Below are 23026 nucleotides of genomic sequence, written 5' to 3' on the forward strand. Positions count from 1 at the left end.
TATGGCACGCTCCGTATGGAAAGGCCCCTTCGTCGACGGTCACCTCCTCAAGAAGGCGGAAGCCGTTCAGGCCAGCGGCCGCAAGGAGGTCATCAAGACCTGGTCGCGTCGTTCGACGATCATGCCGCAATTCGTGGGTTCCACGTTCGGCGTTTATAACGGTCAAAAGCACGTGCCGGTGCTGGTGTCGGAAGACATGGTCGGCATGAAGTTCGGTGAGTTTTCGCCTACGCGTAACTTCCCGGGCCACGCTGCCGACAAGAAGGCGAAGAAGAGGTAAGTTATGTCTCAGACGAAAAACCCTCGCCGCGTCGCCACCAATGAAGCCCGCGTAAAGCTGGTCAGCGTCCGCATCAGCCCGCAAAAGCTGAACCTGGTCGCCCAGTCTATCCGCGGTCTCAAGGTGCAGCGCGCCCTCAACGAGTTGGAATTCTCGCGCAAGCGCATCGCCAAGGACGTCCGCAAGGCGCTCTATTCGGCGATCTCGAACGCGGAAAATAACCACAACCTCGACATCGACAGCCTGGTCGTCGCCGAGGCCTATGTCGGCAAGGGCATCGTGATGAAGCGTTTCGCTTCGCGCGCCCGCGGCCGTTCGTCCCGCATCATGAAGCCGTTCTCGGAACTCACCATCGTGGTCCGTGAACTCGGCGCAGAAGCTCAAGAGGCTGCATAATGGGTCAGAAAGCTAATCCGATCGGCTTGCGCCTCGGTATCAACCGCACCTGGGATTCGCGCTGGTTCGCCGCTCGTCAAGAGTATGCGAAGCTGCTGCACCAGGACCTGAAGATCCGTAAGGTTCTGAAGGAAAAGCTTAACGCCGCTGGCGTTTCGCGCATCATCATCGAGCGCCCGCACAAGAAGTGCCGTGTGACGATCTATGCCGCCCGTCCGGGCGTCGTGATCGGCAAGAAGGGCGCTGACATCGATAAGTTGCGCAAGGACGTTGCCGCGCTCACCGAGGGTGAAGTGTTCCTGAACCTGGTCGAAGTCCGCAAGCCGGAAATCGATTCGCAGTTGGTCGCTGAAAGCATCGCTCAACAGCTCGAGCGCCGTATCGCGTTCCGCCGCGCCATGAAGCGTTCGATCCAATCGGCCATGCGCCTGGGTGCTAAGGGTATCCGCATGAACCTGTCGGGTCGTCTCGGCGGTGCCGAAATCGCCCGTATGGAATGGTATCGTGAAGGCCGCGTGCCTTTGCATACCCTGCGTGCCGACATCGACATGGGCTTCGCTGAAGCCCTGACCACTTACGGTATCATTGGTATCAAGGTGTGGATTTTCAAGGGCGAAGTCCTTGAGCATGATCCGATGGCCCAGGATAAGCGTTGGGCGAATGAGGCTTCCGGCCCGTCGTCGAACGAGCGTCCCGAGCGCGGCGATCGTAACAACCGCGGCCCGCGCCGCGATCGCAACAATAAGGAGGCGTAACTCCCATGATGCTTCCCAAGCGCACAAAGTACCGTAAGGCCTTCAAAGGCCGTATCCACGGTAATGCCAAGGGCGGTTATACCCTGAACTTCGGTTCCTACGGTCTGAAGACTGTTGAACCGGAACGTCTGACCGCTCGCCAGATCGAAGCTGCCCGTCGGGCCATCACGCGTCAAATGAAGCGTCAAGGCCGCGTGTGGATTCGGGTATTCCCCGACCTGCCCGTCACCGGCAAGCCTGCCGAAGTCCGTATGGGTAAGGGCAAGGGCGCCGTCGACCATTGGGCCGCTCGCGTGGCTCCTGGCCGTATCCTGTTTGAAATCGACGGCGTGCCGGACGACATCGCGCGTGAAGCGCTTCGTCTTGGCGCCGCAAAGCTGCCGGTTTCGACCCGCGTCGTGACCCGTCTCGACGCCGGCGTCGCCCTGGCCGCGGAGTAGTGAGATGACAAAGATCGCCGATCTGCGGACCAAGACCGCCGACCAACTGCAAGAGCAACTCCTGGACCTCAAGAAGGAGCAGTTCAATCTGCGCTTCCAAAAGGCTACAGGCCAGTTCGAAAAAACCCACCGCGTCAGCGAAATCCGCAAGGACATCGCCCGCATAAAGACCCTGCTGACGGCTCAAAAGGCCGGCGGTAAGGTCGCCTAAAGGAAAGAAGACCATGCCCAAGCGCATTCTTGAAGGTCTGGTTGTCTCCGACAAGGGCGACAAGACCGTGGTTGTGAAAGTGGAGCGTACGGTTCTGCACCCCGTCCTGAAAAAGACGGTTCGTGTGTCCAAGCGCTATCACGCTCATGACGAAGCCAATAGCTACAAGACCGGCGAAAACATTCGTATTATCGAATGCGCGCCGAAGTCCAAGCTCAAGACGTGGGAAGTCCTCCCCCGTGAAGCCAACTAACTAGGAAAGTTTGAACCATGATTCAGATGCAAACTAACCTGGAAGTGGCCGATAATTCCGGTGCACGCCGGGTCATGTGCATCAAGGTGCTGGGCGGCTCGAAGCGCCGCTACGCCTCGGTGGGTGACCTGATCGTTGTCTCGGTCAAGGAAGCCATTCCTCGTGGTCGCGTGAAGAAGGGCGACGTTCTGCGCGCCATCGTCGTGCGCACCTCGAAGGATATCCAGCGCAAGGACGGCTCGGTGATTCGTTTCGACACCAATGCCGCCGTCATCGTCAACAAGTCGAGCGAGCCGATCGGCACGCGTATCTTCGGGCCTGTGCCGCGTGAACTGCGCGCCAAGAACCACATGAAGATCATCTCGCTGGCTCCGGAGGTCATCTAATATGGCTGCCAAGATTAAGAAGGGCGACAACGTCGTCGTCCTGACCGGCAAGGACAAGGGCCGCAAGGGCACCGTGGCCAAGGTCGTCACCAAGGACGGCCAGGCCGAGCGTGTTATCGTCTCGGGTCTGAACATGGTCCAGCGCCACACCCGTCCGTCTCAGGGTAACCCGAACGGCGGCATCCTCAACAAGGAAGCGTCCATCCACGTTTCCAACGTGTCTCACGTCGATTCCAACGGCAAGCCGACCCGCGTCGGTTTCCGCGCGGAAGGCGACAAGAAGGTCCGTTTCGCCAAGACGACGGGAGATGTCATCAATGGCTGATAAGTACATCCCGCGCGCCAAGCAGGTCTATCTCGATCAGATCCGCACCGCGATGAAGGAAGAGTTCGGTTATACGAACGAAATGCAGGTTCCCAAGCTCGACAAGATCGTCGTGAACATGGGTATCGGTGAAGCCACTGCCGACTCCAAGAAGGTCAACTCGGCCATCAAGGATCTGGCGGCCATCACCGGTCAAAAGCCCGCGCCGACCCGCGCCCGTCAATCCATCGCCGGCTTCAAGCTGCGTGAAGGCATGATCGTTGGCGCCAAGGTCACGCTGCGCAAGGACCGCATGTATGAATTCCTCGACCGCCTGATCACGATCGCGCTGCCGCGCGTGAAGGACTTCCGCGGCCTGAACGGCAACTCCTTCGACGGTCGTGGCAACTACGCCATGGGCCTCAGGGAACACATCGTTTTCCCGGAAATCAACTACGATCAGATCGATCAAATGTGGGGCATGGATATCGTTGTCTGCACCACGGCCACGAGTGACAAGGAAGCCAAGGCGCTTCTGAAGCACTTCCAGTTCCCGTTCACTTCGTAAGGGCGGGTAGAGAGATAACATGGCAAAGAAAAGCGCTGTAAACCGCAACGAGATGGTCAAGAAGCTGGTGGCTCAATACGCCGCAAAGCGCGAAGCCCTCAAGGCGATCGCGAACGACGAGAGCCTGCCTCTGGAAGAGCGTTTCGCCGCTCGCCTGAAGCTGGCAAAGTTGCCCCGCAACTCGAATGCCACCCGCATTCGCAACCGTTGCGAAGTCACTGGCCGTCCGCGTGCCTACTATCGTAAGCTCCACATGAGCCGGATCGCGCTCCGGAAGCTGGCCAATGAAGGTCAGATTCCGGGCATGACCAAGGCCAGCTGGTAAGAGGAGGATATATAATGTTCGTCAATGATCCCCTCAGCGATATGATCGCTCGCATCAAGAACGCTGCTCAACGCAGCCGTTCCAAGGTGCTGACCCCCGCTTCCAAGCTGCGCGCTCACGTGCTCGACGTCCTGAAGGACGAGGGCTACATCCGCGGCTACGAAGTTGTCGAGACCCCGGGTGAGTTCCCGCAGTTCGAAATCGAACTGAAGTACTTCGACGGCCAGCCGGTCATCGCGGAAATCTCCCGCGTGTCCAAGCCGGGCCGCCGCGTCTATTCGTCGATCAAGGACCTCAAGCCGGTTAAGAACGGCCTGGGTATCTCGATCCTGTCGACGCCCAAGGGCGTCATGTCTGACAACTCTGCCCGCGAAAACAACGTGGGTGGCGAAGTTCTCTGCCGCGTTTACTAAAACGCGGCCGAGGACACTTAAGGCACTAAAGGTTTTAAAATGTCCCGGATTGGTAAAAAAGCAATCGCTCTGCCTGCCGGCGTGAACATCACGCTGAACGGCCAAGACATTTCGGTCAAGGGCCCCAAGGGCCAATTGGCCTGGAAGGTCGTTGACGAAATCGAAGTCAAGCAGGAGGGCGCAAGCCTTTCCGTCGCACCGCGCGGCGAAACCGCTCGCCATAAGGCGATGTGGGGCCTGTCGCGCACCCTGATCGCAAACATGGTCAAGGGGGTTACTGACGGCTTCGAACAAACCCTCGAAATGGTCGGCGTTGGTTACCGCGCCGCCATGCAGGGGCCTAAGCTGGAGCTGTCGCTCGGCTTCTCGCACCCGGTTCTGATCGATCCGCCGGCGGGTATCACCTTCTCGACGCCGAAGCAGACGGAAGTCAAGATCGCCGGTATCGACAAGCAATTGGTCGGTGAACTGGCGGCTAAGATCCGCAAGATCCGTCCGCCGGAGCCTTACAAGGGCAAGGGCGTCAAGTATGCTGGCGAAAAGGTTCGCCGCAAGGAAGGCAAGAAGAAGTAAGTCATGGCTCTGTCTCCTCGTCAACAATTGGCTCGCCGCGCGCAACGCAACCGTACGCGCCTGAAGTCTCTCTCGAATGGCCGCCCGCGTCTGTCGGTCTTCCGTTCGGACAAGAACATCTACGCCCAGGTCATCGACGACGCTTCCGGCGTCACGGTCGTTGCCGCTTCTTCGCTGGAAGGCGACAAGAAGCAGGGTTCGAACGCGGCCGCCGCTTCCGAAGTCGGCAAGCTGGTCGCTCAACGCGCGCTGGAAAAGGGCATCAAGGATGTCGTTTTCGATCGCGGCGGTTACATCTATCACGGTCGGGTGAAGGCGCTGGCGGAAGCCGCGCGTGAAGCCGGCCTCAACTTCTAAGGAATCGTAATGGCCCGTCCAAGCGAAAATCGCAATGAACGCCGTGACCGGACCGAGGAACCTTCGGAGTTCGTCGAAAAGCTGGTCGCTATCAACCGCGTCGCCGCCACTGTGAAGGGTGGTCGTCGTTTCTCGTTCGCTGCCCTTATGGTCGTTGGTGACCAAAAAGGCCGCGTTGGCTACGGTCATGGCAAGGCGCGTGAAGTGCCTGAAGCCATCCGCAAGGCCACCGAAGAAGCCAAGAAGTCGCTGATCCGCGTTCCGCTGCGCGAGAGCCGGACCCTGCACCACGACGGTTACGGCCGTTGGGGTGCCGGCAAGGTTCAAATGCGCGCGGCCCCTCCGGGCACCGGCGTCATCGCCGGCGGTCCGATGCGTGCCGTTCTCGAAACCCTGGGTATCTCGGACGTCGTCGCCAAGTCGCTCGGCTCCTCGAACCCCTACAACATGGTGCGCGCCACCTTTGAAGCTCTGAAGGTGCAATCCTCGCCGCGCCAGATCGCTTCAAAGCGCGGCAAGAAGGTCGGTGACCTCCTGAAGTCACGTGCAGACGGCGCTTCGTCGCCCGAATCCCTGGAGGGCTAAGTCATGGCGAAAGCTCCTAAGGCTGCCGAAAAGGCGACCATCACCGTGAAGCAGACCGGTTCGCCGATCCGCCGCACCAAGGACCAGCGCGCGACGCTGGCTGGCCTGGGTCTCAACAAGATGGGCCGCGTGTCCGTTCTCGAAGACACCCCGTCGGTCCGTGGCATGATCGCCAAGGTCCAGCACATGGTTCAGATCGTCGAGTAGTCGACGACCGTCTCGATACCCGGCAAGCCCGCGAATTTCGGTTCGCGGGCTTGCTTATTTTGTGGGCCTGCTGTAACAGAGCCCGCTTTAGAGAGCGCAATCCGAAAGCGCCAGCACCGTTCCGGCGGCCGGGTCTTCGGAGATATTGCGCGCCAAAAACAAAACACTTAGCCGAGTTGGCCGGATCCGCATTAGGGGACGGCCAGCGCATCTGTCATTGAAAGGCAAACAAATGACCAAGCTTAATGAACTCCGCGACAATCCCGGTTCGGCCAAGGGCCGTATGCGCGTTGGCCGCGGCCCCGGCTCCGGCAAGGGCAAGACCGCCGGCCGTGGTGTCAAGGGTCAGAAGTCCCGTTCCGGCGTCTCGCTGCTCGGCTTCGAAGGCGGCCAAATGCCGCTGTACATGCGTATGCCTAAGCGCGGTTTCAACAATCCGTTCGCCCTTAAGCTCGCCGAAGTCAATCTGTGGCGTCTGCAACAGGCGATCGACGCCGGCAAGCTCGACGCCACTGGCGACATCGATGCGGCGGTCCTGATCGCGGCCGGCGTTATCCGTCGTGAACTGGACGGCGTGCGTCTCCTGGGCGAAGGCGAACTGAAGGCCAAGCTGAACCTGAAAGTATGGTCGGCATCGGCTGGCGCTGTGAAGGCTGTCGAAGCCGCTGGCGGTTCGGTGACTCAGAAGCGTCCGGTTAAGGCCGAGGCCTAAATCTCACATCTTAAGGCGTCGGAGCAGGGCTCCGGCGCTTTTTGATCACGCTTTCGGGCGAATGTGAGGTTAACCAGATTTGACCTTTTGATATGAGTACCCCATATGGATCGAGTTGGGGGCTGCGGCAGAGAATCGCCAAGCCATAACTCGTCCCGGTCGGGATCATAAGAGGGCGTGAAACGCCCGCGTATTGAGGACACTAATGGCATCAGCCGCAGAACAACTTGCCGCCAATATGAATTTCGGCGCCTTTTCGAAGGCAACCGATCTGCACAAGCGTCTGCTCTTCACGCTCGGCGCGTTGATCGTCTACCGCCTGGGCACCTATATCCCACTGCCTGGCATCAATATGTCGGCCTTTACTCAGGCCTTCAATCATCAGTCGAGCGGCATTTTCGGTATGATGAACATGTTTGCCGGGGGCGCCGTCGAGCGCATGGCCGTGTTCGCGCTGAACCTGATGCCCTACATCTCGGCTTCTATCATCATTCAGTTGATGGGCTCCGTCTATGCGCCGTGGGAAAAGCTGCGCAAGGAAGGCGGGGAGGCCGGTCGTAAGCAGCTTAATCAATATACGCGCTATCTGACCGTCGTCCTGGCTTTGATCCAATCCTTCGGTATCGCTGCCGCCATGCAATCTTCCGGCCTGGCCATATCGCCGGGGCCATTCTTTATCATTACCGCCATGGCCACCCTGACCGGCGGCACTCTGTTCCTGATGTGGCTGGGTGAGCAGATCACCTCGCGCGGCATCGGCAATGGCTCGTCCATGATCATCTTTGCCGGTATCGTTGCGGTTCTGCCGCGTACGGTCGGTAACCTGCTCAGCATGGGATCTACCGGCGACATCAATCCCGCCGTCCTGATCCTGATCGTTGCCGTTCTGGTTGGCGCCATTGTCTTTATCGTGTTCATGGAGCGCTCGCAGCGCCGCCTGCTCGTGCAGTATCCGAAGCGTCAGGTGGGCAACCGCATCATGGGGGGCGAATCGTCCTTCATGCCGCTTAAGGTCAATACCGCCGGTGTCATTCCGCCGATCTTCGCCTCGTCGCTTCTGCTCATGCCGACATCCGTTCTGACCTTCGTCGGTCAAAACCCGGACAAGATCCCGAGCTGGCTGCAATGGCTGCCGTCCATGACGGGCATGCTCCAGCATGGCCAACCGGTGTTCATGACGCTTTACGCCACCATGATCATATTCTTCACGTTCCTGTATACGTCGCTGGTTTTCAATCCGGATGAAACGGCTGAAAACTTGCGCAAGTACGGTGGCTTCCTGCCGGGCATCCGTCCGGGCAAGCGCACCGCCGAATACATGGATTTCGTGCTGACACGCATTACGGTCATCGGCGCGGCCTATATCACTATCGTCTGCCTCCTGCCTGAATTCCTGATTTCTTCGCTCGGCAATAGCTTCTATTTCGGCGGCACGTCGATCTTGATCGTTGTCACGGTCACCATGGACACTGTCGCCCAGATTCAGTCGCATCTGCTGGCGCACCAGTATGACGGCCTGATCAAGAAGTCCAAGATGAAGACTGGCGGAAAGACAGCTGCGGCTCCGACGCGCGGAAGGATCGGTCGATGAACATTATCCTGTTCGGTCCGCCGGCGGCCGGCAAAGGCACGCAGGCTAAGCGGCTGGTGGCTGAGCGCGGCATGGTCCAGCTTTCGACGGGCGACATGTTGCGTGCGGCAATTGCTGCGGGCACCGAGCTTGGGCTGAAGGTCAAGGACATCTTGGCGACCGGTGGCCTGGTGTCGGACGAGATTGTGATCGACCTCATCAAGGCGAACCTGCCGGCTGCGGAAGCGGCTGGTGGCGCCATATTCGACGGCTTCCCGCGTACCGTGGCCCAGGCCGAGGCGCTTGACGGCATGCTGGGCGAGCGCGGCGCGAAAATCGACAAGGTAGTGCGTCTGAAGGTAGACGAGGCGGCACTGGTTGCGCGAATCGAAAAGCGATTCGCTGACGAAGGCCGTTCTGACGACAATCCCGAAGCCTATAAGGTTCGACTGGCGGCCTATAACGCTCAAACGGCGCCATTGCTGCCTTACTATGCGGCTCAGGCCAAATTGTTTGAAGTCGACGGCATGGGCTCGGTGGAAGCCGTTGCGGCCCACATCGACGCGGCGCTGGCTTAAGGGTCGGCAACAGAATTTTCGTTTCAGTCGATGTTGGCCCGCCTAAGGGCTTGCGCAGTCTGGACGACAAAACCAAGGACGCGAAGCACCCTCCGGGGGCGGAGCATCTCGCTAAACTTAAAAAAGTATGAGTGAATACGATTTGCTCTTGCTTTTTTTAGTCTAACCCATTGACGGGAGCCAAAACCCTTCTATAAGGGCAGCTTCCGCGAAATCACGCGTATGGCCTCGGCTGGTGTCATAGCTTAGCCGTGTGGCATACGTGTCATCTTTCGTTTTAAGAAATGCGCTCCGTTAGCATGGGGGCGCGTTGCAGGAGATACCTCAAGTGGCCCGTATTGCAGGCGTCAACATACCGACCAACAAGCGCGTGAAGATCGCGCTTCAATATATTCACGGAATCGGCGCGCATAATGCCGAGGAAATCGTCAAGAAGGTCGGCATCGAAGATAGCCGCCGCGTCAACCAGCTTTCGGATGCCGAAGTGCTGCAGATCCGCGAAGCCATCGACCGCGATTATACGGTCGAGGGTGACCTGCGCCGTGAAGTTTCGATGAACATTAAGCGCCTCATGGACCTGGCCTGCTATCGCGGCCTGCGTCACCGTAAGGGCCTGCCGGTGCGCGGTCAGCGCACGCATACCAACGCTCGTACCCGCAAGGGTCCGGCGAAGCCGATCGCCGGCAAGAAGAAGTAAGGAATAGCTGACCAATGGCTAAAGAACCTTCACGCGTTAAAAAGCGCGAACGCAAGAACATTACGTCGGGCGTTGCGCACGTCAACGCTTCGTTCAACAACACCATGATCACCATCACGGATGCTCAAGGCAACGCCGTATCGTGGTCGTCGGCCGGCGCCATGGGCTTCAAGGGCTCGCGCAAGTCGACTCCTTACGCCGCTCAGGTTGCCGCCGAAGATGCCGGCAAGAAGGCCATCGAGCATGGCGTTAAGACGTTGGAAGTCAGCGTCGCCGGTCCGGGTTCGGGCCGTGAATCGGCCCTGCGCGCCCTGCAGGCTGTCGGTTTCACCATCACGACGATCCGTGATGTGACGCCGATCCCGCATAACGGCTGCCGTCCGCCGAAGCGTCGTCGCGTTTAATTATTTCTACCCAATTTTTCAGTCGCTCCGCTGTTTGGCGGGGCGACCTTTCCTGTCTTGAGGGACGTAAATGATCGAAAGAAACTGGCAACAGCTTATTCGTCCCGAGAAGCCACAAGTCGAAGCGGGTTCCGACCCTTCGCGCAAGATGCGTCTTGTCGCGGAGCCTTTGGAACGCGGCTTTGGCGTGACCCTCGGCAACGCGCTGCGTCGCGTACTCCTCTCCTCGCTGCAAGGCGCGGCTGTCACCTCCGTCCAGATCGATGGCGTGGTGCACGAATTCTCGTCCATCGAAGGCGTCCGTGAAGACGTCGTCGACATTATCCTGAACATCAAGCAGTTGGCGCTGCGCATGCACGCCGAAGGCCCCAAGCGCATGGTTCTGCGCGCCAATGGCGCCGGTCCGGTGACCGCAGGCCAGATCGATGCTCCGGCCGATATCGAAGTTCTGAACCCTGACCACGTGATCTGTACACTGGATGAAGGCGCTTCGGTGCGCATGGAATTCACGGTTCAAACCGGCAAGGGCTATGTCCCGGCTGACCGTCTGCGTCCGGAAGATGCGCCCATCGGCCTGATCGCCGTGGATGCGCTGTATTCGCCGGTCAAGAAGGTGGCTTACAAGGTCGAGCCGACCCGTCAGGGCCAGTCGCTCGATTATGACAAGCTGGTGCTGGAAGTCGAAACCAACGCCGCCGTAACGCCGGTCGATGCCGTGGCTTTCGCCGCTCGCATCCTGCAAGACCAACTGCAGATCTTCATCACCTTCGAAGAGCCGAAGGCGCCCGTCGTTGAAGAAGGTAAGCCTGAGTTGCCGTTCAACCCGGCCCTGCTCAAGAAGGTCGACGAACTGGAACTCAGCGTCCGTTCGGCGAACTGCCTGAAGAACGACAACATCGTTTACATCGGCGATCTGATCCTGAAGACGGAATCCGAAATGCTACGCACGCCGAACTTCGGCCGCAAGTCGCTCAACGAAATCAAGGAAGTTCTGGCTTCCATGAATTTGAGCCTCGGCATGGATATCCCGAACTGGCCGCCGGAAAACGTCGAAGACCTGGCCAAGAAGTTCGAAGACCAGATCTAGGACTGTCATTGTTGCGGGCTGAAAAGCCGGTTATAATGGAAAAATCAGCAAAGCCGGAAGCGAAGATAATGCGCTTCCGGCTTTGCCTATTTTTAGAAGCGTTGTTTTGTCCGCAGAATAACATTTCGCCTTATCGCGAAAGACCAAGACCTTGTCGCGATAATTTCCGGATTTGATTGTCCGGACGTCCGAAGCGGGCAGGGGCCATCCGGCCGTTGACCTTTGCCTTCGGGCTCGTTTTTGGGGCCGCGCACCGCCAGAGTGCGTCGCGGTCTTATGGAGAATTTCTCATGCGTCACGGCTCCGGCTATCGCAAACTCGGTCGCACCACTTCGCACCGTATCGCCATGTTCGCCAACATGGCCGCTTCGATCATCAAGCACGAACAAATCGTCACCACCCTGCCGAAGGCCAAGGAACTGCGTCCCTTCGTCGAAAAGCTGGTGACCCTTGCCAAGTCGGGCACCCTGCATGATCGCCGTATCGCGATCTCGCGCGTGCGTGACGTGACCCAGGTCGGCAAGCTGTTCGAAGTGATCGGCCCCCGCTACAAGGACCGCAACGGCGGCTACATCCGCATCATGAAGGCTGGCTTCCGCCACGGCGATAACGCGCCCATGGCCATCATCGAGTTCGTTGATCGCGACGAAGCCGCCAAGGGCCTGGATTCGGGTCCCGTCTTCGAAGTTGCCGGCGACGAAGAATAGGATTTCGTAAGCGCGTCTTACGGCATCTGACTGATTTTGAAAGCCTCCGGTCCTCCGGAGGCTTTCTTCGTTTCAGCCCTCTTTACCATTTGGTTACATCTGTTAACGCATGCGTGATCAAACGTCATGAAGCGTTATTTCATTTTTCTGGAAATGTCCCCTAGTGTTGCGGTGTGGGCAGGCCCTGTGCGCCTGTTCCGCTGTTCATCGCATTAAGGAGGGTAACCATGCTTGACGATTATACCATCGCCGACCCGGCCGAAGAGACGCAAGAGACGTCCGGCGATACGACCCTATCTCAGGAAAGCAGTCAGGCGGATGACTTGACGCCGCTATACTGTTCTCCGGTTCTGGACCGCATTCGCACGAGCGATTGATTTCCGCACCATCACTTGTCATAATTAAAGACTAAGACGCCTCCGGTTACTGCCGGGGGCGTTTTTTATGTATCGGACGGCTTGACGTGTGACGCCGCGAGCGGGACAGAGACACAAGAGTATGGAGCGCGTGGTATGCGGAAATTGGCATCGGCAATCGTGGTTGTGGCCTGCCTGTGGTTACAGGCGTGCGCGGGCCTTCCGCATCGCGCGCCGGAGCCGGCCCGGCCTTTGGTGCTGATATCCATCGATGCCTTTAGGGCCGACTACTATGACCGTGGCGTGACACCACGTCTCAAGGCGTTGGCCGAAGGCGGGGCGCGTGGCACGCTTCGGCCGTCCTTTCCGTCCCTGACCTTTCCCAATCACTACACCCTGGTGACCGGTAAGGTGCCAGACCACCACGGCATCGTCGCCAATAATATGTATGACCCGACCTATCCGGGGGCAAATGCCGCTCCCGCGCTTGCGTGGTTCGACAAGACGAAGAATGCCGATGGGGTCTGGTGGCGTGAAGCCAAGCCGATGTGGACCAGCGCCACTCAGGCAGGCCTGAAGGTCGATGTCGTCTTCTGGCCCGGCGCCCAGGCGGAAAACGACGGTATGCGCGTCGACTATGCGCCCGATTTCCAGAAAGCGCTCGACAGCCGGGGCCGCGCCGACCTGCTGCTGCAACGCCTCGATCAGCCGAAGCGCCCCGATGTGTTCATTTTGTATATCGATGCCGTTGATGAGGCCGGGCATAAAAAGGGACCGGACTCGCCTGAAGTGAATACTGCGTTGGCCGAAGCTGACGCCGCAGTCGGCCATCTGCTTGACGGCCTGAAGGCCCGCGGCATCGACGCCAATGTCATCGTCGTATCGGATCACGGGATGATTTCGGTGTCGAAAGACCGTGCGGTCTATATATCGCAACGGCTCGGTGATGTGCCGCCCGACCTCGTCGCGGACACGCAGATTCCCTCTTTCGCCAGCAAGGATCCCCGTTACGATCTCGTCTATTACGGCGCGGTTGCTATGATCAACCCCAGGCCGGGCTATGGCGACGCGCTGGATAAGGCGCTTATCCGCACAAAGCCGGACCATATGCAATGCTGGCACAAGGGGGATATTCCGACCCGCCTGAAATTCGGAAGCAATGCCCGGGTGCCTGCGATTGTCTGCTTGGGCGATCCCGGTTGGCAGGTCGGTGGCCTTGCGCCACTCGGTACAGACGTTGGCAATCACGGCTACGATCCGGATACGCCTGAAATGACCGCCCTGTTTATCGCCAACGGGCCGGACATCCGTCGTGGCGTCAGCCTTGGCCGCTTCGATAATGTCGATGTCTATTCGCTGGAAATGAAACTGCTCGGTCTTAAGCCCGAACCTAACGACGGCAGCCTGAAGATTGTCGGCAAGGCCCTGCGCAAATAGTTCGTCCTGACAGGATTTGGCGACCGCCCGGCCTATAAAGCCGCGGAGGGGCAATCATGCCATATATGAAAATCTGGAGTGCGTTTCGAAACTGGGTGCCGCAAGGCCGATAGCGCTGATCGATCGGAGCGGGCTCTGTCGCAATCCTTGCGTCAGGCATTGCCATGTGGATACCGCTGGTGAAGCAGTCTGGAAAAGTCTGTACATTTCGCCTACACATCTAAGACAACAAGAAAGACCGAACATGTCGGAAACGCCTCCACCGCCCGTCAAAACGGCCGCTGCCGCTTTTATTCTGGTGACTGTCTTCCTGGACATGCTGTCGATTGGCGTAATCATTCCGGTCTTGCCACGCCTCATCCTGAGCTTTTTGCACGGATCCGTATCCGATGCCGGACTGTGGACCGGCATATTTGGCGGCGCCTGGGGCTTGGCCCAATTCATCTTTTCGCCGATCCAGGGTGGCTTGTCGGACAGCATAGGGCGCCGTCCGGTCGTACTCGCGTCCAACTTCGGCACCGGCCTCGATTTCATCTTCATGGCCCTGGCGCCCGGCCTGTGGTGGCTTCTGGTGGGGCGAATCATTTCCGGGATGACATCGGCCAGCATTTCGACTGCCTATGCTTATATGAGCGACGTCACGCCGCCCGAAAAGCGCGCCGGCGTCTATGGTCTCATGGGAGCGGCCTTCGGCGTTGGCTTCGTTATCGGGCCAAGCCTTGGCGGCATATTGGGCGGTGGGCTTCATTGGGGACCGATCCAGTTCACCGGCGATCATCACTATCCCTTCTTCTTCGCCGCGGCGCTCAGTCTGTGCAATTTTCTGTATGGAGTATTCGTCCTGCCGGAATCCCTGCCCAAGGATAAGCGCAAGCCGTTCAATATCCGCACGGCCAATCCGCTCGGCGCGTTCCGTTTCCTGGCGCGCTCGGCTCAGGTCATGCGCCTGTCGGTCATGTACTTCCTGTTGATGTTCGGCCAGAGCGTTTTCCCAACGACCATGGTGCTTTATGCGGGTTACCGTTTCGGCTGGGGGCCGACCGAGGTCGGTCTGATGCTGGCGGTTGTCGGCATCATGTCCGCCATCGTTCAGGGCGGGTTGACTGGCCCGATCGTGAAGGCAGTAGGTGAGCGCAAGGCGCTTTACATTGGCGTTACAGCGTCGCTCATCGGCTATCTTGGATACGCATTGTCGCCCAACTGGATGATCTTTGTCGCCGTGATTCCCATCGGCGCCTTGGGCGGCTTGGCCATGCCCAATATTCAGTCCCTGATGAGCAGCAAGGTCGATCCGAAGGAGCAGGGCACCTTGCAAGGCGCCAATATGAGCCTGACGACCATGGGCAATATCGTAGCCCCGCTTATTTTCGGCTACGTGCTGTCCGTCGTGACGCGACCCGGCGTGGCAATGATCTATAGCGGCACTGCCTTTCTATTGGCAGCGGTCTGCACACTTCTGTGCCTGTGGCTGGCCACGGGGGTCAAGCAGTCCCTGAAGATGGAAAGTGTCTACGGCGATACCCCGGCAACGCACTGACGCAGGGTCTAAGATGGCGCGCGATTGTGGCGCAATACCGTCGCGGCCAAGCCTTGATACCGCCGTAAAGATTTTTACATTATAGCTTCAAGGTTTTTTCTGGGGTTATGGACATGAAGTTACGCGCACCGGTCGCTTTTTCCATGCTGGCACTGTTGGCGGCCTGTTCGCCGTCGCACAGCCAGGATGCGCAGAAATTTTCCGGCACGGGTTTCAACGATACGCTGAATGCCCCCAGTCGTGTGCCGGACAGCGTTGTCGGCATGAAGTCGTCCTTCGCACCGGTCGTGAAGGCCGTGGCGCCTGCGGTGGTCAATGTCTATGCCAAAGGCGTGGTGCGCCAGCAGGTCGATCCGTTCTGGCAAATGTTCGGCGCCGTGCCGCGCGCTCAGGTTCAACAATCGCTCGGGTCCGGCGTCATCGTGCGCAAGGATGGCATTGTGGTCACCAACAACCACGTCATCGCCGGTGGCACCGTCTTCATGGTGGTGACAAATGACCGGCGCGAATATCCGGCCAAGCTGTTGCTGGCGGATGAGCGCACCGACCTGGCTGTGTTGCAGATTGACGAAAAGGGGGTATTCCCGACGCTTGAAATGGACGACGACCGCAGCCTCGAAGTCGGCGATCTGGTTCTGGCCATCGGCAATCCGTTCGGTGTCGGCCAAACCGTGACCAACGGCATTATATCGGCGCTGGACCGAACCGATGTCGGCCCAAGCGGCGGCGGTTCCTATATCCAGACCGATGCCGCTATTAATCCCGGTAATTCCGGCGGCGCGCTGGTCGATATGCGCGGGCGCCTGATCGGTATCAATTCGATGATTCTGTCGGGCTCCGGCTCGTCTTCCGGTGTCGGGTTCGCCATCCCGTCGGCCCTGGTCAAACGGGTGGTCGATAGCGCCGCCGGCGGAGCGACGCACCTGCAACGGCCATGGCTGGGGGCGAAGGGCGACACTGTCACGAGCGATATCGCGCGCAGCCTGGGCATGCAGCGGCCCGAAGGCGTTCTGGTCTCCGACGTCTATGCCGGCAGCCCCGCCGATCAGGCCGGTTTGCAGACCGGCGACGTCATCCTGCGTATTGATGGCCAGCCTGTGAATGATTCCGCATCGCTCCGTTACCGTATCGATCTGATGTCGGTGGGCCAGACTGTGACGCTCGACACGCTGCGTAACGGCAAACCCGTCTCGCTGAAAGTCAAGGCGCAGACACCAGCGGCTACCCCGCCGCGCGACGAACGCACCATTGCCGGCCAGAATCCGTTCCAGGGTGCGCACGTCGTCAACCTGTCGCCCGCCGTCGCGGAAGAGATTGGCATCGATCCGTTCGATGCCCCCAAGGGCGTGATGGTCTATTCCATCGACAGCGCGAAAACCTTCGCCGCGTCGATTGGCCTGCGTCCGGGTGATATTATTCGCGCGATTAACGGCAAGGCGATCAGCACGACGTCGGACCTGGAGGCAGTAACCAAGGCCGGCGCGCGGCGTTGGCAAATTACCATTGTCCGCCAGGGCCAGGTTATCACCGCAACCTTCAGCTAAGCGCGCGGCCGTTACACTTGAAACGCCTTTACAGCCGTCCGATTCCTGACCGATAGTGCCGCCGCATATCTGAGGAGGCACCTATGAAAAGGACATCCGGACTGGCTTTGGCCGCGGCACTGCTTATGGCCGGCGCCGCGCAGGCCGCCGAACCGTCCCAGCCTCTGCCCATGCCGGCCGCCGATACGCCGTCCCTGCCTGTGCCGCAGGATGTCGATTACCCCGGCATTATTCAACTCCATGTCGACGGCACCGACATGGATCACCATGTCATCGCTATTCACGAACTCATTCCCGTCGCCCGGCCCGGCCGCCTGACCTTGTTGGCTCCCAAATGGCTGCCCGGCCATCATTCGCCGGGTGACAGCGACCTCACCAAGCTGGCCGGCCTGCACATCTTCGCCAATGGCAAGGAAATCGCGTGGCGGCGCGACCCGGTCGCCATGAACGCCTTCCATGTCGAGGTGCCGGACCGTGCAAGCGAGGTCGTTGCCGACTTTCAATATCTGTCGCCGGTGACCAGCCGCGAAGGGGTGATCGTCCACACCCGCAATATGCTGACGCTACAGTGGGAAAATGAAAGCCTGTATCCGGCGGGCTATTATACCCGTCGGATTCCCATTCAGGTGCATGTGACCCTGCCGGCGGGCTGGCAATATGGCTCGGCGCTTGAAGCGGAAAAACGCGACGGGGACGTCGTGACCTTCAAACCGATTTCCTATGACAATCTCATCGACAGCCCTCTGATCGCCGGCCGGTACTTCAAACGCTACGACATGGATCCAGGCAGCCGCACGCCCGTATCGATGGACCTGGTCGCTGATGACCCCAAAGAGTTGGAGGTATCGGACGACGTTCTGAAAATCCACCGCAAGGTCGTGCAGGAAGCTTACAAGCTGTTCGGTGGCTGGCACTACGATCACTATAGCTGGCTGGTGGCGGTTTCGAACGAAATGGGCGGTATTGGCCTTGAGCATCATCGGTCGTCGGAGATCGGCATAGAGCCGGGCTATTTCGCCACGACGGCGGGGAAGGGCTTCGGGCGCAACATCATCGCCCACGAATATATCCATAGCTGGGACGGCAAGTTCCGCCGTCCGGCGGGCCAGTTCACCGCGACCTTCGACGAGCCGATGCGCGATGAGCTATTGTGGGTCTACGAAGGTGGCACCACCTACTGGACCGATGTGCTGGAAAGCCGGGCGGGCCTGTACACCTTCGACCAGCGCCTTCAGATGCTGGCCGTGACGGCGGCGACCTACGATATCCTGCCCGCCCGCCAGTGGCGCGACCTGGAAGACACCACCTATGACCCCATCATTTCCAATCGCGGCCCCAAGGGATGGCCATCCTGGCAGAGGTCCGAAGACTATTATGCCGAAGGCGGTCTGATGTGGCTCGATGCCGACACCCTTATCCGTGACAAGACCAAGGGCCGCAAATCGCTTGATGACTTTGCCCGTGCCTTCTTCGGCGTGCACAATGGATCTTACCTGCCGGCGCCCTATACATTCGACGATGTGGTCCGTACGCTGAACGACGTCTATCCTTATGACTGGGCCAATTTCCTGACAACGCGGATTACGCGCACCGGCGGCGGCGCGCCGATCGACGGATTGGCGCGCGCAGGATACCGGCTGGTCTATGACGACACACCAAACGATTTTATCAAAAGCAACGAAGCGCGCCGCGGCATAGGCTTTGGCTTCAGCCTGGGGCTGGCGATCAACAAGGATGGCACCTTGCGCGACGTGCTATGGAACGGCCCGGGCTTCAAGGCGGGTCTGGCGCCGGGCATGAAGGTACTGGCGGTCAATGGACGCGCCTTCGACGTGGGCCGTCTCAAAGACGCCATCGTCGCCGCGCACAAGCCCGGCAATACCGATGTCATAGAGATGATGCTCCAGGACGGCGAATATTTCCGCACTGTGCGTTTCGATTACCATGGCGGGCTGCGATATCCGCATCTGGAACGCATCGACGGTGTGTCCGATCTGTTGAAGCCGATTTACGGTTTCGAGGAAAAGCCGGTCAAGGCCCGCTAGGCTACGGCGGACATTTAAGCCATTGAATTGACGCCGTAACGTTCTATATTTGTTTCATGTCAAGAGCGCCCACTGCCGACCTGTTCGGCTATACCGAACCGTCCAGGACGGCCCTGCCGCAGGTCGATGAGGCCGCCAAGCCTTTGGCAGATCGCCTGCGGCCGAAGACCATCGCCGAGGTCGTTGGGCAAGACCATGTTCTGGGTGCCGATGGCGCCATTGCCCGCGTCATCGAACGCGGGTTTTTGCCCAGCCTCATCCTGTGGGGGCCACCGGGCGTTGGCAAGACGACCATCGCACGCTTGCTGGCCGAAGCCGCCGGTTACGAATTTCAGCAGATTTCGGCGGTGTTTTCCGGCGTCGCCGACCTGAAAAAGGTGTTTGAAGCCGCCCAGCAAACGCACCGAATGGGCGCGCGCACCGTCCTGTTCGTCGATGAAATCCATCGCTTCAACCGCGCGCAGCAGGACAGTTTCCTGCCCTATGTCGAGGCTGGCGTTGTCACCTTGATCGGCGCGACGACCGAAAATCCGTCTTTCGAACTCAACGGCGCGCTTCTGTCGCGGTGTCAGGTCTTCGTGCTGAAACGGCTGGATGACGCGGCGCTGGATTCGCTGATCAGCCGCGCCGAGGACCATCTGGGGGAGGCCCTGCCCCTGACGACCGAGGCACGCGACACGCTGAAACTGCTCAGCGATGGGGACGGGCGCTATATCTTAAGTCTGATCGAGTCGCTGCATCATATGGGTTTCACCGAGCCGCTTGATAGCGACGGCCTGTTGGCTCATCTGCAAAAGCGCCGTCCAAATCACGACAAGGATCGGGAAGGGCATTACAACCTGATTTCCGCCCTGCACAAATCGGTGCGGGGGTCCGATCCCGACGCTGCCCTGTACTGGCTGGCGCGGATGCTCAATGGCGGCGACGATCCCTTGTTCATCGCGCGCCGGCTAATCCGCATGGCATCGGAAGATATCGGCAATGCCGACCCTATGTCGCTGCTCATGTGCCACGCCGCTCGCGACACCTATGAGGTGCTGGGTTCTCCGGAAGGCGAACTGGCCCTGGCTCAGGCGGTGGTGCACATGGCGTCGGCGCCGAAATCCAATGCCGTCTACACCGCCTTCAAGGCGGCGATCAAACTGGCCAAGGATACCGGTCATCTCGATCCGCCCGCCGTGATTCTCAATGCGCCGACCAAGCTGATGAAGGACATCGGTTATGGCGCGGGCTACATCTACGATCCCGACGACCCGGACGGGTTTTCCGGTCAAAACTACTTCCCCGATGGCATGCGGCGTCCGCGTTTCTATGACCCCAAAGGGGAGGGGCATGAAGGCAAGACGCGTCAGCGGCTTGAATACTGGGCCGAATTGCGGGACAAAAAGCAGACGCGCTGATCCGGGCGCAAAGGGGGAACTTTCATGGGTGCAATTTCGATCTGGCACTGGCTGATTATTCTGCTCGTTATATTAGTGCCGGCAGCCGCTGCGCTTCTGGTGTTTGCGATTAAGCCCAATGGGCCTAACCGCTTTGGGGATGTGCCTGCGCCGGTGGGATTTGGCGAAGCCGTTGGCGTCTGCTTTCGCAAGTTTGCCGACTTCAATGGCCGTGCGGCGCGATCGGAATTCTGGTGGTTTTATCTGGCGGCCGTGTTGATCAATATAGCGGCAATCATCCTTAACAGGATGGTTCCGTTCGGTTTGGGGCTGATCTTGCCCCTGGTCTTGTTGATACCCACCTGGGCGGCTGGCGCGCGTCGTCTTCACGACATAAACCGCAGCGGCTGGTGGCAGTTACTCGGCCTGACCTTTTGGGGAGGGATCATGCTGTTTGTTTTGTTCGTGCAACCATCGCAAAGCAACGATCAAGCCAATGTGTTCTAAAATCCAACCTTGTCAAAAAGGGCGTGAATGATTTGACGCGAGGCCGCGCCAGCGGTAGGCATCGGCCATGGTCAAACAGTCCCCCCAGCATCGCCAGGCGCTAGCGAGCGGCCGCCGTCGCCCGCCGCAGATCAGCAAGAGCGACAACCCGCGCAAGGCGCCCAAGCCGATCACCCCGGATGAGGTTGCCTGGGTAAAGTCCATGATCGTGTACGAAGACGACGCCATCATGGGCTTCAACAAGCCGTCCGGCCTGTCCAGCCAGGGCGGACGGGGCGGCGGGCATAATCTCGATGATATGATGTGGGCCTTCGCACGGTCGAACGGCAAACGCCCGAATCTGATCCACCGGCTTGACCGCGATACGTCGGGCATATTGCTCGTCGCCAAGACCCAGCCGGCGACCTCCTATCTCGGCAAGGCGATGATCCGCCGCGCTTTCGCCAAAACCTATCTGGCGGTGGTTTCCAATCCTCATAACTTGCCGGACCGGGGCGTCATGGACTATCCGCTCCGCCGCGAAGAAGTCGGCCGCGAAGCCTGGTCGCGGGTATGCGACGCAGATCATCCGGATGCTCAGACCGCGCGTACCGACTTCGATGTCCTGAGCCGCACCGACGAAGCGGCCCTGGTCATGTGCCGTCCGCATACCGGCCGGATGCACCAGATCCGGGTTCATCTGGCGGAAATGGGCGCACCTATCGCTGGGGACGCGCGATATGGCGGCGCCTTGTCCCTGGCGGGCATCAGGGTGCCGCGTCTGATGCTGCATGCTTTGCAACTGACCTTTCCCCATCCGGAAGGAAAAGGGGAATTTACGCTTTCGGCGCCAGTGCCTGAGGACGTCTTAGGCCTGTGTCAGTCGATAGATCTGGCCATTCCAGATTTTACGCATCTTTTTCAATAGCATACGTCTATTCGCGTTTAACTTTAGTGTCTTCCTGTGCTGGGCACCGGGGCGGCGTCGACGCCACATGCCATGAACGCAACATCGTCAGCGGACGCCATCGCCCATGGGTGCGATTGGACCGAGGGGTGTAACAGAGGTTGTAGGTACATGGTTTGCAAGTCGTTAAGCGCCTGTCCCGCTTCGGGACGCGCCGTTAAGCAGAGCGAGGACATAGGCCGTGAAATCCGACCGTCAAATCGTCAGTGCGCGTTTTGTAGAATTCTTTAATCTGTGGCGCCGCGATGCCTCAGGCAATGTCGTGATGATATTCGGCCTCTGTGCCTTCGTCTTTATGGGATTCGTAGGCGCCGCCGTCGATTTTTCGCGGGCAAGCCTGGCCAAGCGTCATTTGCAGGATGCGGCCGACACCGCTGTCCTACGTACAATGGCCATGACCAAGGCAAGCGACGCGCAATTGCAAGTCGCCGCCGATCAGACCCTGCACGACAATATGAAAGTCCATAGCGACATTTATAATGTCGATGGCAATCTAACCAAGACGGTCGACCGCAGTTCAATGACCCAGACCTACGTCGCCCAGGCTGTAGTGACCTCCTATTTCGGTGCCTTTATCGGTCAGAAGAATTACCCGATAAAGGTCATCTCCACGGCCACCGTGGATCTGTCGACCTATGAAATCGCTTTCGTACTCGACTCGACCGGGTCTATGGCCCAATCGGGCAAGATGCCAAATCTCAAGAACTCCGTGGACAGCGCGTTGAAGAGCCTGCTCGACGCAGACGGCGTCAATGTGACAAAGAGCAAGGTCGCTATCGTGCCGTTCAATCTCCAGGTCCGGCTAGATGACAGCACCCTTTCTGAGATGACGAAGGATAAGCTGATCCAGGGCGGCACCGGAAACTGTATTACCGACCGAAGCCAGACAGGTAGTTATGACGTTTCGGGCGAGGCCGCCAATCCGGGCCGGTGGGATTCGCTGTACCTGCGCACCGACTGCGCCTATGGCGGCGTAAGGGAAGTGCACGCCTTGAACGCCGATATTTCCAAGTCGCGCGATTTCATCAAAACGCTGACGCCAGATGGTAATACCAATATCACAATCGGTATACAGTGGGGTATGGAAGCCCTGTCGCCGAACAAACCCTACACCGAGGGCGTGGCGTTCAGCGATCCCAATATCAAGAAATACATGATTGTCGTCACCGATGGCGACAACACGGAAAGTCGCTGGACAGCCGATCGGGCGGAAATCGACAAGCGCACCGCCAAGGCGTGTCAGGCCGCCAAGGACAAGGGCATTACGGTCTTTACGGTTAAGGTCATTGCGGGCAATTCCAAGATGTTGCGTGATTGCGCCACCGAGCCTGGATACTTTTATGACCTGACCAATGCGGCTCAGCTCAACAGCACCATGAGTGGGATCTTTAAGACCATCTATAAGACCCGCCTCACCGCATAATCCTATTTACGCTTTGTAAACATGGTGTTGTCCCAAATTTAAGG

At 59.1% G+C, this 23026-nt stretch carries 31 protein-coding genes; all 31 read left to right on the forward strand.

Annotated elements, in window-relative coordinates; all coding sequences use genetic code 11:
• Nucleotide 1 precedes the first annotated feature (1 nt).
• The gene (gene rpsS, locus AEAC466_RS39695; protein WP_023459514.1) at nucleotides 2–280 is read left to right on the forward strand and encodes a 30S ribosomal protein S19; all 279 of its coding nucleotides are present in this window, start codon (nucleotides 2–4) and stop codon (nucleotides 278–280) included.
• A gap of 3 nt (nucleotides 281–283) precedes the next feature.
• Nucleotides 284–676, forward strand: coding sequence for a 50S ribosomal protein L22 (gene rplV / locus AEAC466_RS39700; protein WP_023459515.1), 393 nt, complete (start codon nucleotides 284–286; stop codon nucleotides 674–676).
• Nucleotides 676–1431, forward strand: a complete 756-nt coding sequence (gene rpsC / locus AEAC466_RS39705; RefSeq protein WP_023459516.1) for a 30S ribosomal protein S3 — start codon at nucleotides 676–678, stop codon at nucleotides 1429–1431. The genes rplV and rpsC overlap by 1 nt, the downstream gene beginning before the upstream one ends.
• Before the next feature lie 5 nt (nucleotides 1432–1436).
• Entirely contained in the window at nucleotides 1437–1871 is a 435-nt protein-coding gene (gene rplP, locus AEAC466_RS39710) for a 50S ribosomal protein L16 (RefSeq protein ID WP_023459517.1), read from the forward strand.
• 4 nt (nucleotides 1872–1875) lie between these two features.
• Nucleotides 1876–2082 (forward strand): 50S ribosomal protein L29, encoded by a 207-nt coding sequence (gene rpmC, locus AEAC466_RS39715; RefSeq protein ID WP_023459518.1) that lies wholly within the window; start codon nucleotides 1876–1878, stop codon nucleotides 2080–2082.
• Between the two features lie 13 nt (nucleotides 2083–2095).
• Nucleotides 2096–2335, forward strand: a complete 240-nt coding sequence (gene rpsQ / locus AEAC466_RS39720) for a 30S ribosomal protein S17 (protein WP_023459519.1) — start codon at nucleotides 2096–2098, stop codon at nucleotides 2333–2335.
• A 17-nt stretch (nucleotides 2336–2352) separates the two neighbouring features.
• On the forward strand, nucleotides 2353–2721 hold the full coding sequence (gene rplN, locus AEAC466_RS39725; protein ID WP_006273901.1) for a 50S ribosomal protein L14: 369 nt from the start codon (nucleotides 2353–2355) through the stop codon (nucleotides 2719–2721).
• A 1-nt stretch (nucleotide 2722) separates the two neighbouring features.
• Complete coding sequence (gene rplX / locus AEAC466_RS39730) at nucleotides 2723–3046, forward strand: 50S ribosomal protein L24 (RefSeq protein ID WP_023459520.1); 324 nt, start codon at nucleotides 2723–2725, stop codon at nucleotides 3044–3046.
• The gene (gene rplE, locus AEAC466_RS39735; protein WP_023459521.1) at nucleotides 3039–3593 is read left to right on the forward strand and encodes a 50S ribosomal protein L5; all 555 of its coding nucleotides are present in this window, start codon (nucleotides 3039–3041) and stop codon (nucleotides 3591–3593) included. The genes rplX and rplE overlap by 8 nt, the downstream gene beginning before the upstream one ends.
• A gap of 19 nt (nucleotides 3594–3612) precedes the next feature.
• Entirely contained in the window at nucleotides 3613–3918 is a 306-nt protein-coding gene (gene rpsN, locus AEAC466_RS39740) for a 30S ribosomal protein S14 (protein WP_023459522.1), read from the forward strand.
• Between the two features lie 14 nt (nucleotides 3919–3932).
• Nucleotides 3933–4331 (forward strand): 30S ribosomal protein S8, encoded by a 399-nt coding sequence (rpsH, locus tag AEAC466_RS39745; protein ID WP_023459523.1) that lies wholly within the window; start codon nucleotides 3933–3935, stop codon nucleotides 4329–4331.
• Between the two features lie 39 nt (nucleotides 4332–4370).
• Nucleotides 4371–4904: a 50S ribosomal protein L6 gene (gene rplF, locus AEAC466_RS39750; protein WP_023459524.1), complete on the forward strand. Its 534-nt coding sequence runs from the start codon at nucleotides 4371–4373 to the stop codon at nucleotides 4902–4904.
• Nucleotides 4905–4907: 3 nt separating this feature from the next.
• Nucleotides 4908–5261, forward strand: coding sequence for a 50S ribosomal protein L18 (gene rplR / locus AEAC466_RS39755; protein WP_023459525.1), 354 nt, complete (start codon nucleotides 4908–4910; stop codon nucleotides 5259–5261).
• A 9-nt stretch (nucleotides 5262–5270) separates the two neighbouring features.
• Nucleotides 5271–5846, forward strand: coding sequence for a 30S ribosomal protein S5 (gene rpsE, locus AEAC466_RS39760; RefSeq protein ID WP_023459526.1), 576 nt, complete (start codon nucleotides 5271–5273; stop codon nucleotides 5844–5846).
• Nucleotides 5847–5849: 3 nt separating this feature from the next.
• Nucleotides 5850–6053, forward strand: coding sequence for a 50S ribosomal protein L30 (gene rpmD / locus AEAC466_RS39765; RefSeq protein ID WP_023459527.1), 204 nt, complete (start codon nucleotides 5850–5852; stop codon nucleotides 6051–6053).
• Between the two features lie 232 nt (nucleotides 6054–6285).
• Nucleotides 6286–6765 (forward strand): 50S ribosomal protein L15, encoded by a 480-nt coding sequence (gene rplO / locus AEAC466_RS39770; protein WP_023459528.1) that lies wholly within the window; start codon nucleotides 6286–6288, stop codon nucleotides 6763–6765.
• 205 nt (nucleotides 6766–6970) lie between these two features.
• The gene (gene secY / locus AEAC466_RS39775; RefSeq protein ID WP_023459529.1) at nucleotides 6971–8356 is read left to right on the forward strand and encodes a preprotein translocase subunit SecY; all 1386 of its coding nucleotides are present in this window, start codon (nucleotides 6971–6973) and stop codon (nucleotides 8354–8356) included.
• Nucleotides 8353–8913, forward strand: coding sequence for an adenylate kinase (locus AEAC466_RS39780; protein WP_023459530.1), 561 nt, complete (start codon nucleotides 8353–8355; stop codon nucleotides 8911–8913). Before secY ends, AEAC466_RS39780 begins: the two co-directional genes overlap by 4 nt.
• A gap of 328 nt (nucleotides 8914–9241) precedes the next feature.
• On the forward strand, nucleotides 9242–9610 hold the full coding sequence (gene rpsM / locus AEAC466_RS39785) for a 30S ribosomal protein S13 (protein ID WP_023459531.1): 369 nt from the start codon (nucleotides 9242–9244) through the stop codon (nucleotides 9608–9610).
• A 14-nt stretch (nucleotides 9611–9624) separates the two neighbouring features.
• A complete protein-coding gene (gene rpsK / locus AEAC466_RS39790; protein ID WP_023459532.1) occupies nucleotides 9625–10014 on the forward strand; it encodes a 30S ribosomal protein S11 in 390 nt (129 codons plus the stop codon).
• 70 nt (nucleotides 10015–10084) lie between these two features.
• Entirely contained in the window at nucleotides 10085–11101 is a 1017-nt protein-coding gene (locus tag AEAC466_RS39795; RefSeq protein ID WP_023459533.1) for a DNA-directed RNA polymerase subunit alpha, read from the forward strand.
• A gap of 290 nt (nucleotides 11102–11391) precedes the next feature.
• Nucleotides 11392–11808 (forward strand): 50S ribosomal protein L17, encoded by a 417-nt coding sequence (gene rplQ, locus AEAC466_RS39800; protein ID WP_023459534.1) that lies wholly within the window; start codon nucleotides 11392–11394, stop codon nucleotides 11806–11808.
• Nucleotides 11809–12035: 227 nt separating this feature from the next.
• Nucleotides 12036–12185, forward strand: coding sequence for a hypothetical protein (locus AEAC466_RS44620; protein WP_023459535.1), 150 nt, complete (start codon nucleotides 12036–12038; stop codon nucleotides 12183–12185).
• Nucleotides 12186–12320: 135 nt separating this feature from the next.
• Nucleotides 12321–13601 carry an alkaline phosphatase family protein gene (locus tag AEAC466_RS39805; protein WP_023459536.1) on the forward strand — a complete coding sequence of 427 codons (1281 nt, stop codon included), beginning with the start codon at nucleotides 12321–12323 and terminating at the stop codon, nucleotides 13599–13601.
• Between the two features lie 244 nt (nucleotides 13602–13845).
• Nucleotides 13846–15138: a TCR/Tet family MFS transporter gene (locus AEAC466_RS39810; protein WP_023459537.1), complete on the forward strand. Its 1293-nt coding sequence runs from the start codon at nucleotides 13846–13848 to the stop codon at nucleotides 15136–15138.
• Between the two features lie 113 nt (nucleotides 15139–15251).
• Nucleotides 15252–16682, forward strand: a complete 1431-nt coding sequence (locus AEAC466_RS39815; RefSeq protein WP_031239299.1) for a Do family serine endopeptidase — start codon at nucleotides 15252–15254, stop codon at nucleotides 16680–16682.
• A gap of 83 nt (nucleotides 16683–16765) precedes the next feature.
• Entirely contained in the window at nucleotides 16766–18727 is a 1962-nt protein-coding gene (locus tag AEAC466_RS39820; RefSeq protein WP_023459539.1) for a M61 family metallopeptidase, read from the forward strand.
• Nucleotides 18728–18783: 56 nt separating this feature from the next.
• Nucleotides 18784–20127 (forward strand): replication-associated recombination protein A, encoded by a 1344-nt coding sequence (locus AEAC466_RS39825; RefSeq protein ID WP_023459540.1) that lies wholly within the window; start codon nucleotides 18784–18786, stop codon nucleotides 20125–20127.
• A gap of 24 nt (nucleotides 20128–20151) precedes the next feature.
• On the forward strand, nucleotides 20152–20613 hold the full coding sequence (locus AEAC466_RS39830; RefSeq protein ID WP_023459541.1) for a DUF805 domain-containing protein: 462 nt from the start codon (nucleotides 20152–20154) through the stop codon (nucleotides 20611–20613).
• 67 nt (nucleotides 20614–20680) lie between these two features.
• Nucleotides 20681–21520, forward strand: a complete 840-nt coding sequence (locus AEAC466_RS39835; RefSeq protein WP_023459542.1) for an RluA family pseudouridine synthase — start codon at nucleotides 20681–20683, stop codon at nucleotides 21518–21520.
• Between the two features lie 220 nt (nucleotides 21521–21740).
• Nucleotides 21741–22982, forward strand: a complete 1242-nt coding sequence (locus AEAC466_RS39840) for a vWA domain-containing protein (protein WP_023459543.1) — start codon at nucleotides 21741–21743, stop codon at nucleotides 22980–22982.
• The last annotated feature ends 44 nt before the right edge of the window (nucleotides 22983–23026 follow it).

The sequence above is a fragment of the Asticcacaulis sp. AC466 genome (assembly GCF_000495815.1).
In the GTDB taxonomy this organism is placed as follows: domain Bacteria; phylum Pseudomonadota; class Alphaproteobacteria; order Caulobacterales; family Caulobacteraceae; genus Asticcacaulis.

Excerpts from the sequence above, each read along its gene's own strand:
- AEAC466_RS39830 (WP_023459541.1), top strand. The coding sequence starts at position 20,152 with ATGGGTGCAATTTCGATCTGGCACTGGCTGATTATTCTGCTCGTTATA.
- rplX (WP_023459520.1), top strand. The coding sequence starts at position 2,723 with ATGGCTGCCAAGATTAAGAAGGGCGACAACGTCGTCGTCCTGACCGGC.
- rpsC (WP_023459516.1), top strand. The coding sequence starts at position 676 with ATGGGTCAGAAAGCTAATCCGATCGGCTTGCGCCTCGGTATCAACCGC.
- rplO (WP_023459528.1), top strand. The coding sequence starts at position 6,286 with ATGACCAAGCTTAATGAACTCCGCGACAATCCCGGTTCGGCCAAGGGC.
- AEAC466_RS39780 (WP_023459530.1), top strand. The coding sequence starts at position 8,353 with ATGAACATTATCCTGTTCGGTCCGCCGGCGGCCGGCAAAGGCACGCAG.
- rplQ (WP_023459534.1), top strand. The coding sequence starts at position 11,392 with ATGCGTCACGGCTCCGGCTATCGCAAACTCGGTCGCACCACTTCGCAC.
- rpsH (WP_023459523.1), top strand. The coding sequence starts at position 3,933 with ATGTTCGTCAATGATCCCCTCAGCGATATGATCGCTCGCATCAAGAAC.
- secY (WP_023459529.1), top strand. The coding sequence starts at position 6,971 with ATGGCATCAGCCGCAGAACAACTTGCCGCCAATATGAATTTCGGCGCC.
- rplF (WP_023459524.1), top strand. The coding sequence starts at position 4,371 with ATGTCCCGGATTGGTAAAAAAGCAATCGCTCTGCCTGCCGGCGTGAAC.
- rpsE (WP_023459526.1), top strand. The coding sequence starts at position 5,271 with ATGGCCCGTCCAAGCGAAAATCGCAATGAACGCCGTGACCGGACCGAG.
- AEAC466_RS39805 (WP_023459536.1), top strand. The coding sequence starts at position 12,321 with ATGCGGAAATTGGCATCGGCAATCGTGGTTGTGGCCTGCCTGTGGTTA.
- AEAC466_RS39835 (WP_023459542.1), top strand. The coding sequence starts at position 20,681 with ATGGTCAAACAGTCCCCCCAGCATCGCCAGGCGCTAGCGAGCGGCCGC.
- rpmC (WP_023459518.1), top strand. The coding sequence starts at position 1,876 with ATGACAAAGATCGCCGATCTGCGGACCAAGACCGCCGACCAACTGCAA.
- rplN (WP_006273901.1), top strand. The coding sequence starts at position 2,353 with ATGATTCAGATGCAAACTAACCTGGAAGTGGCCGATAATTCCGGTGCA.
- AEAC466_RS39815 (WP_031239299.1), top strand. The coding sequence starts at position 15,252 with ATGAAGTTACGCGCACCGGTCGCTTTTTCCATGCTGGCACTGTTGGCG.
- AEAC466_RS39825 (WP_023459540.1), top strand. The coding sequence starts at position 18,784 with ATGTCAAGAGCGCCCACTGCCGACCTGTTCGGCTATACCGAACCGTCC.
- AEAC466_RS39795 (WP_023459533.1), top strand. The coding sequence starts at position 10,085 with ATGATCGAAAGAAACTGGCAACAGCTTATTCGTCCCGAGAAGCCACAA.
- rplR (WP_023459525.1), top strand. The coding sequence starts at position 4,908 with ATGGCTCTGTCTCCTCGTCAACAATTGGCTCGCCGCGCGCAACGCAAC.
- rpsK (WP_023459532.1), top strand. The coding sequence starts at position 9,625 with ATGGCTAAAGAACCTTCACGCGTTAAAAAGCGCGAACGCAAGAACATT.
- rplE (WP_023459521.1), top strand. The coding sequence starts at position 3,039 with ATGGCTGATAAGTACATCCCGCGCGCCAAGCAGGTCTATCTCGATCAG.
- rpsS (WP_023459514.1), top strand. The coding sequence starts at position 2 with ATGGCACGCTCCGTATGGAAAGGCCCCTTCGTCGACGGTCACCTCCTC.
- AEAC466_RS39810 (WP_023459537.1), top strand. The coding sequence starts at position 13,846 with ATGTCGGAAACGCCTCCACCGCCCGTCAAAACGGCCGCTGCCGCTTTT.
- rplP (WP_023459517.1), top strand. The coding sequence starts at position 1,437 with ATGATGCTTCCCAAGCGCACAAAGTACCGTAAGGCCTTCAAAGGCCGT.
- rpsQ (WP_023459519.1), top strand. The coding sequence starts at position 2,096 with ATGCCCAAGCGCATTCTTGAAGGTCTGGTTGTCTCCGACAAGGGCGAC.
- rpmD (WP_023459527.1), top strand. The coding sequence starts at position 5,850 with ATGGCGAAAGCTCCTAAGGCTGCCGAAAAGGCGACCATCACCGTGAAG.
- rpsN (WP_023459522.1), top strand. The coding sequence starts at position 3,613 with ATGGCAAAGAAAAGCGCTGTAAACCGCAACGAGATGGTCAAGAAGCTG.
- AEAC466_RS44620 (WP_023459535.1), top strand. The coding sequence starts at position 12,036 with ATGCTTGACGATTATACCATCGCCGACCCGGCCGAAGAGACGCAAGAG.
- rplV (WP_023459515.1), top strand. The coding sequence starts at position 284 with ATGTCTCAGACGAAAAACCCTCGCCGCGTCGCCACCAATGAAGCCCGC.
- AEAC466_RS39820 (WP_023459539.1), top strand. The coding sequence starts at position 16,766 with ATGAAAAGGACATCCGGACTGGCTTTGGCCGCGGCACTGCTTATGGCC.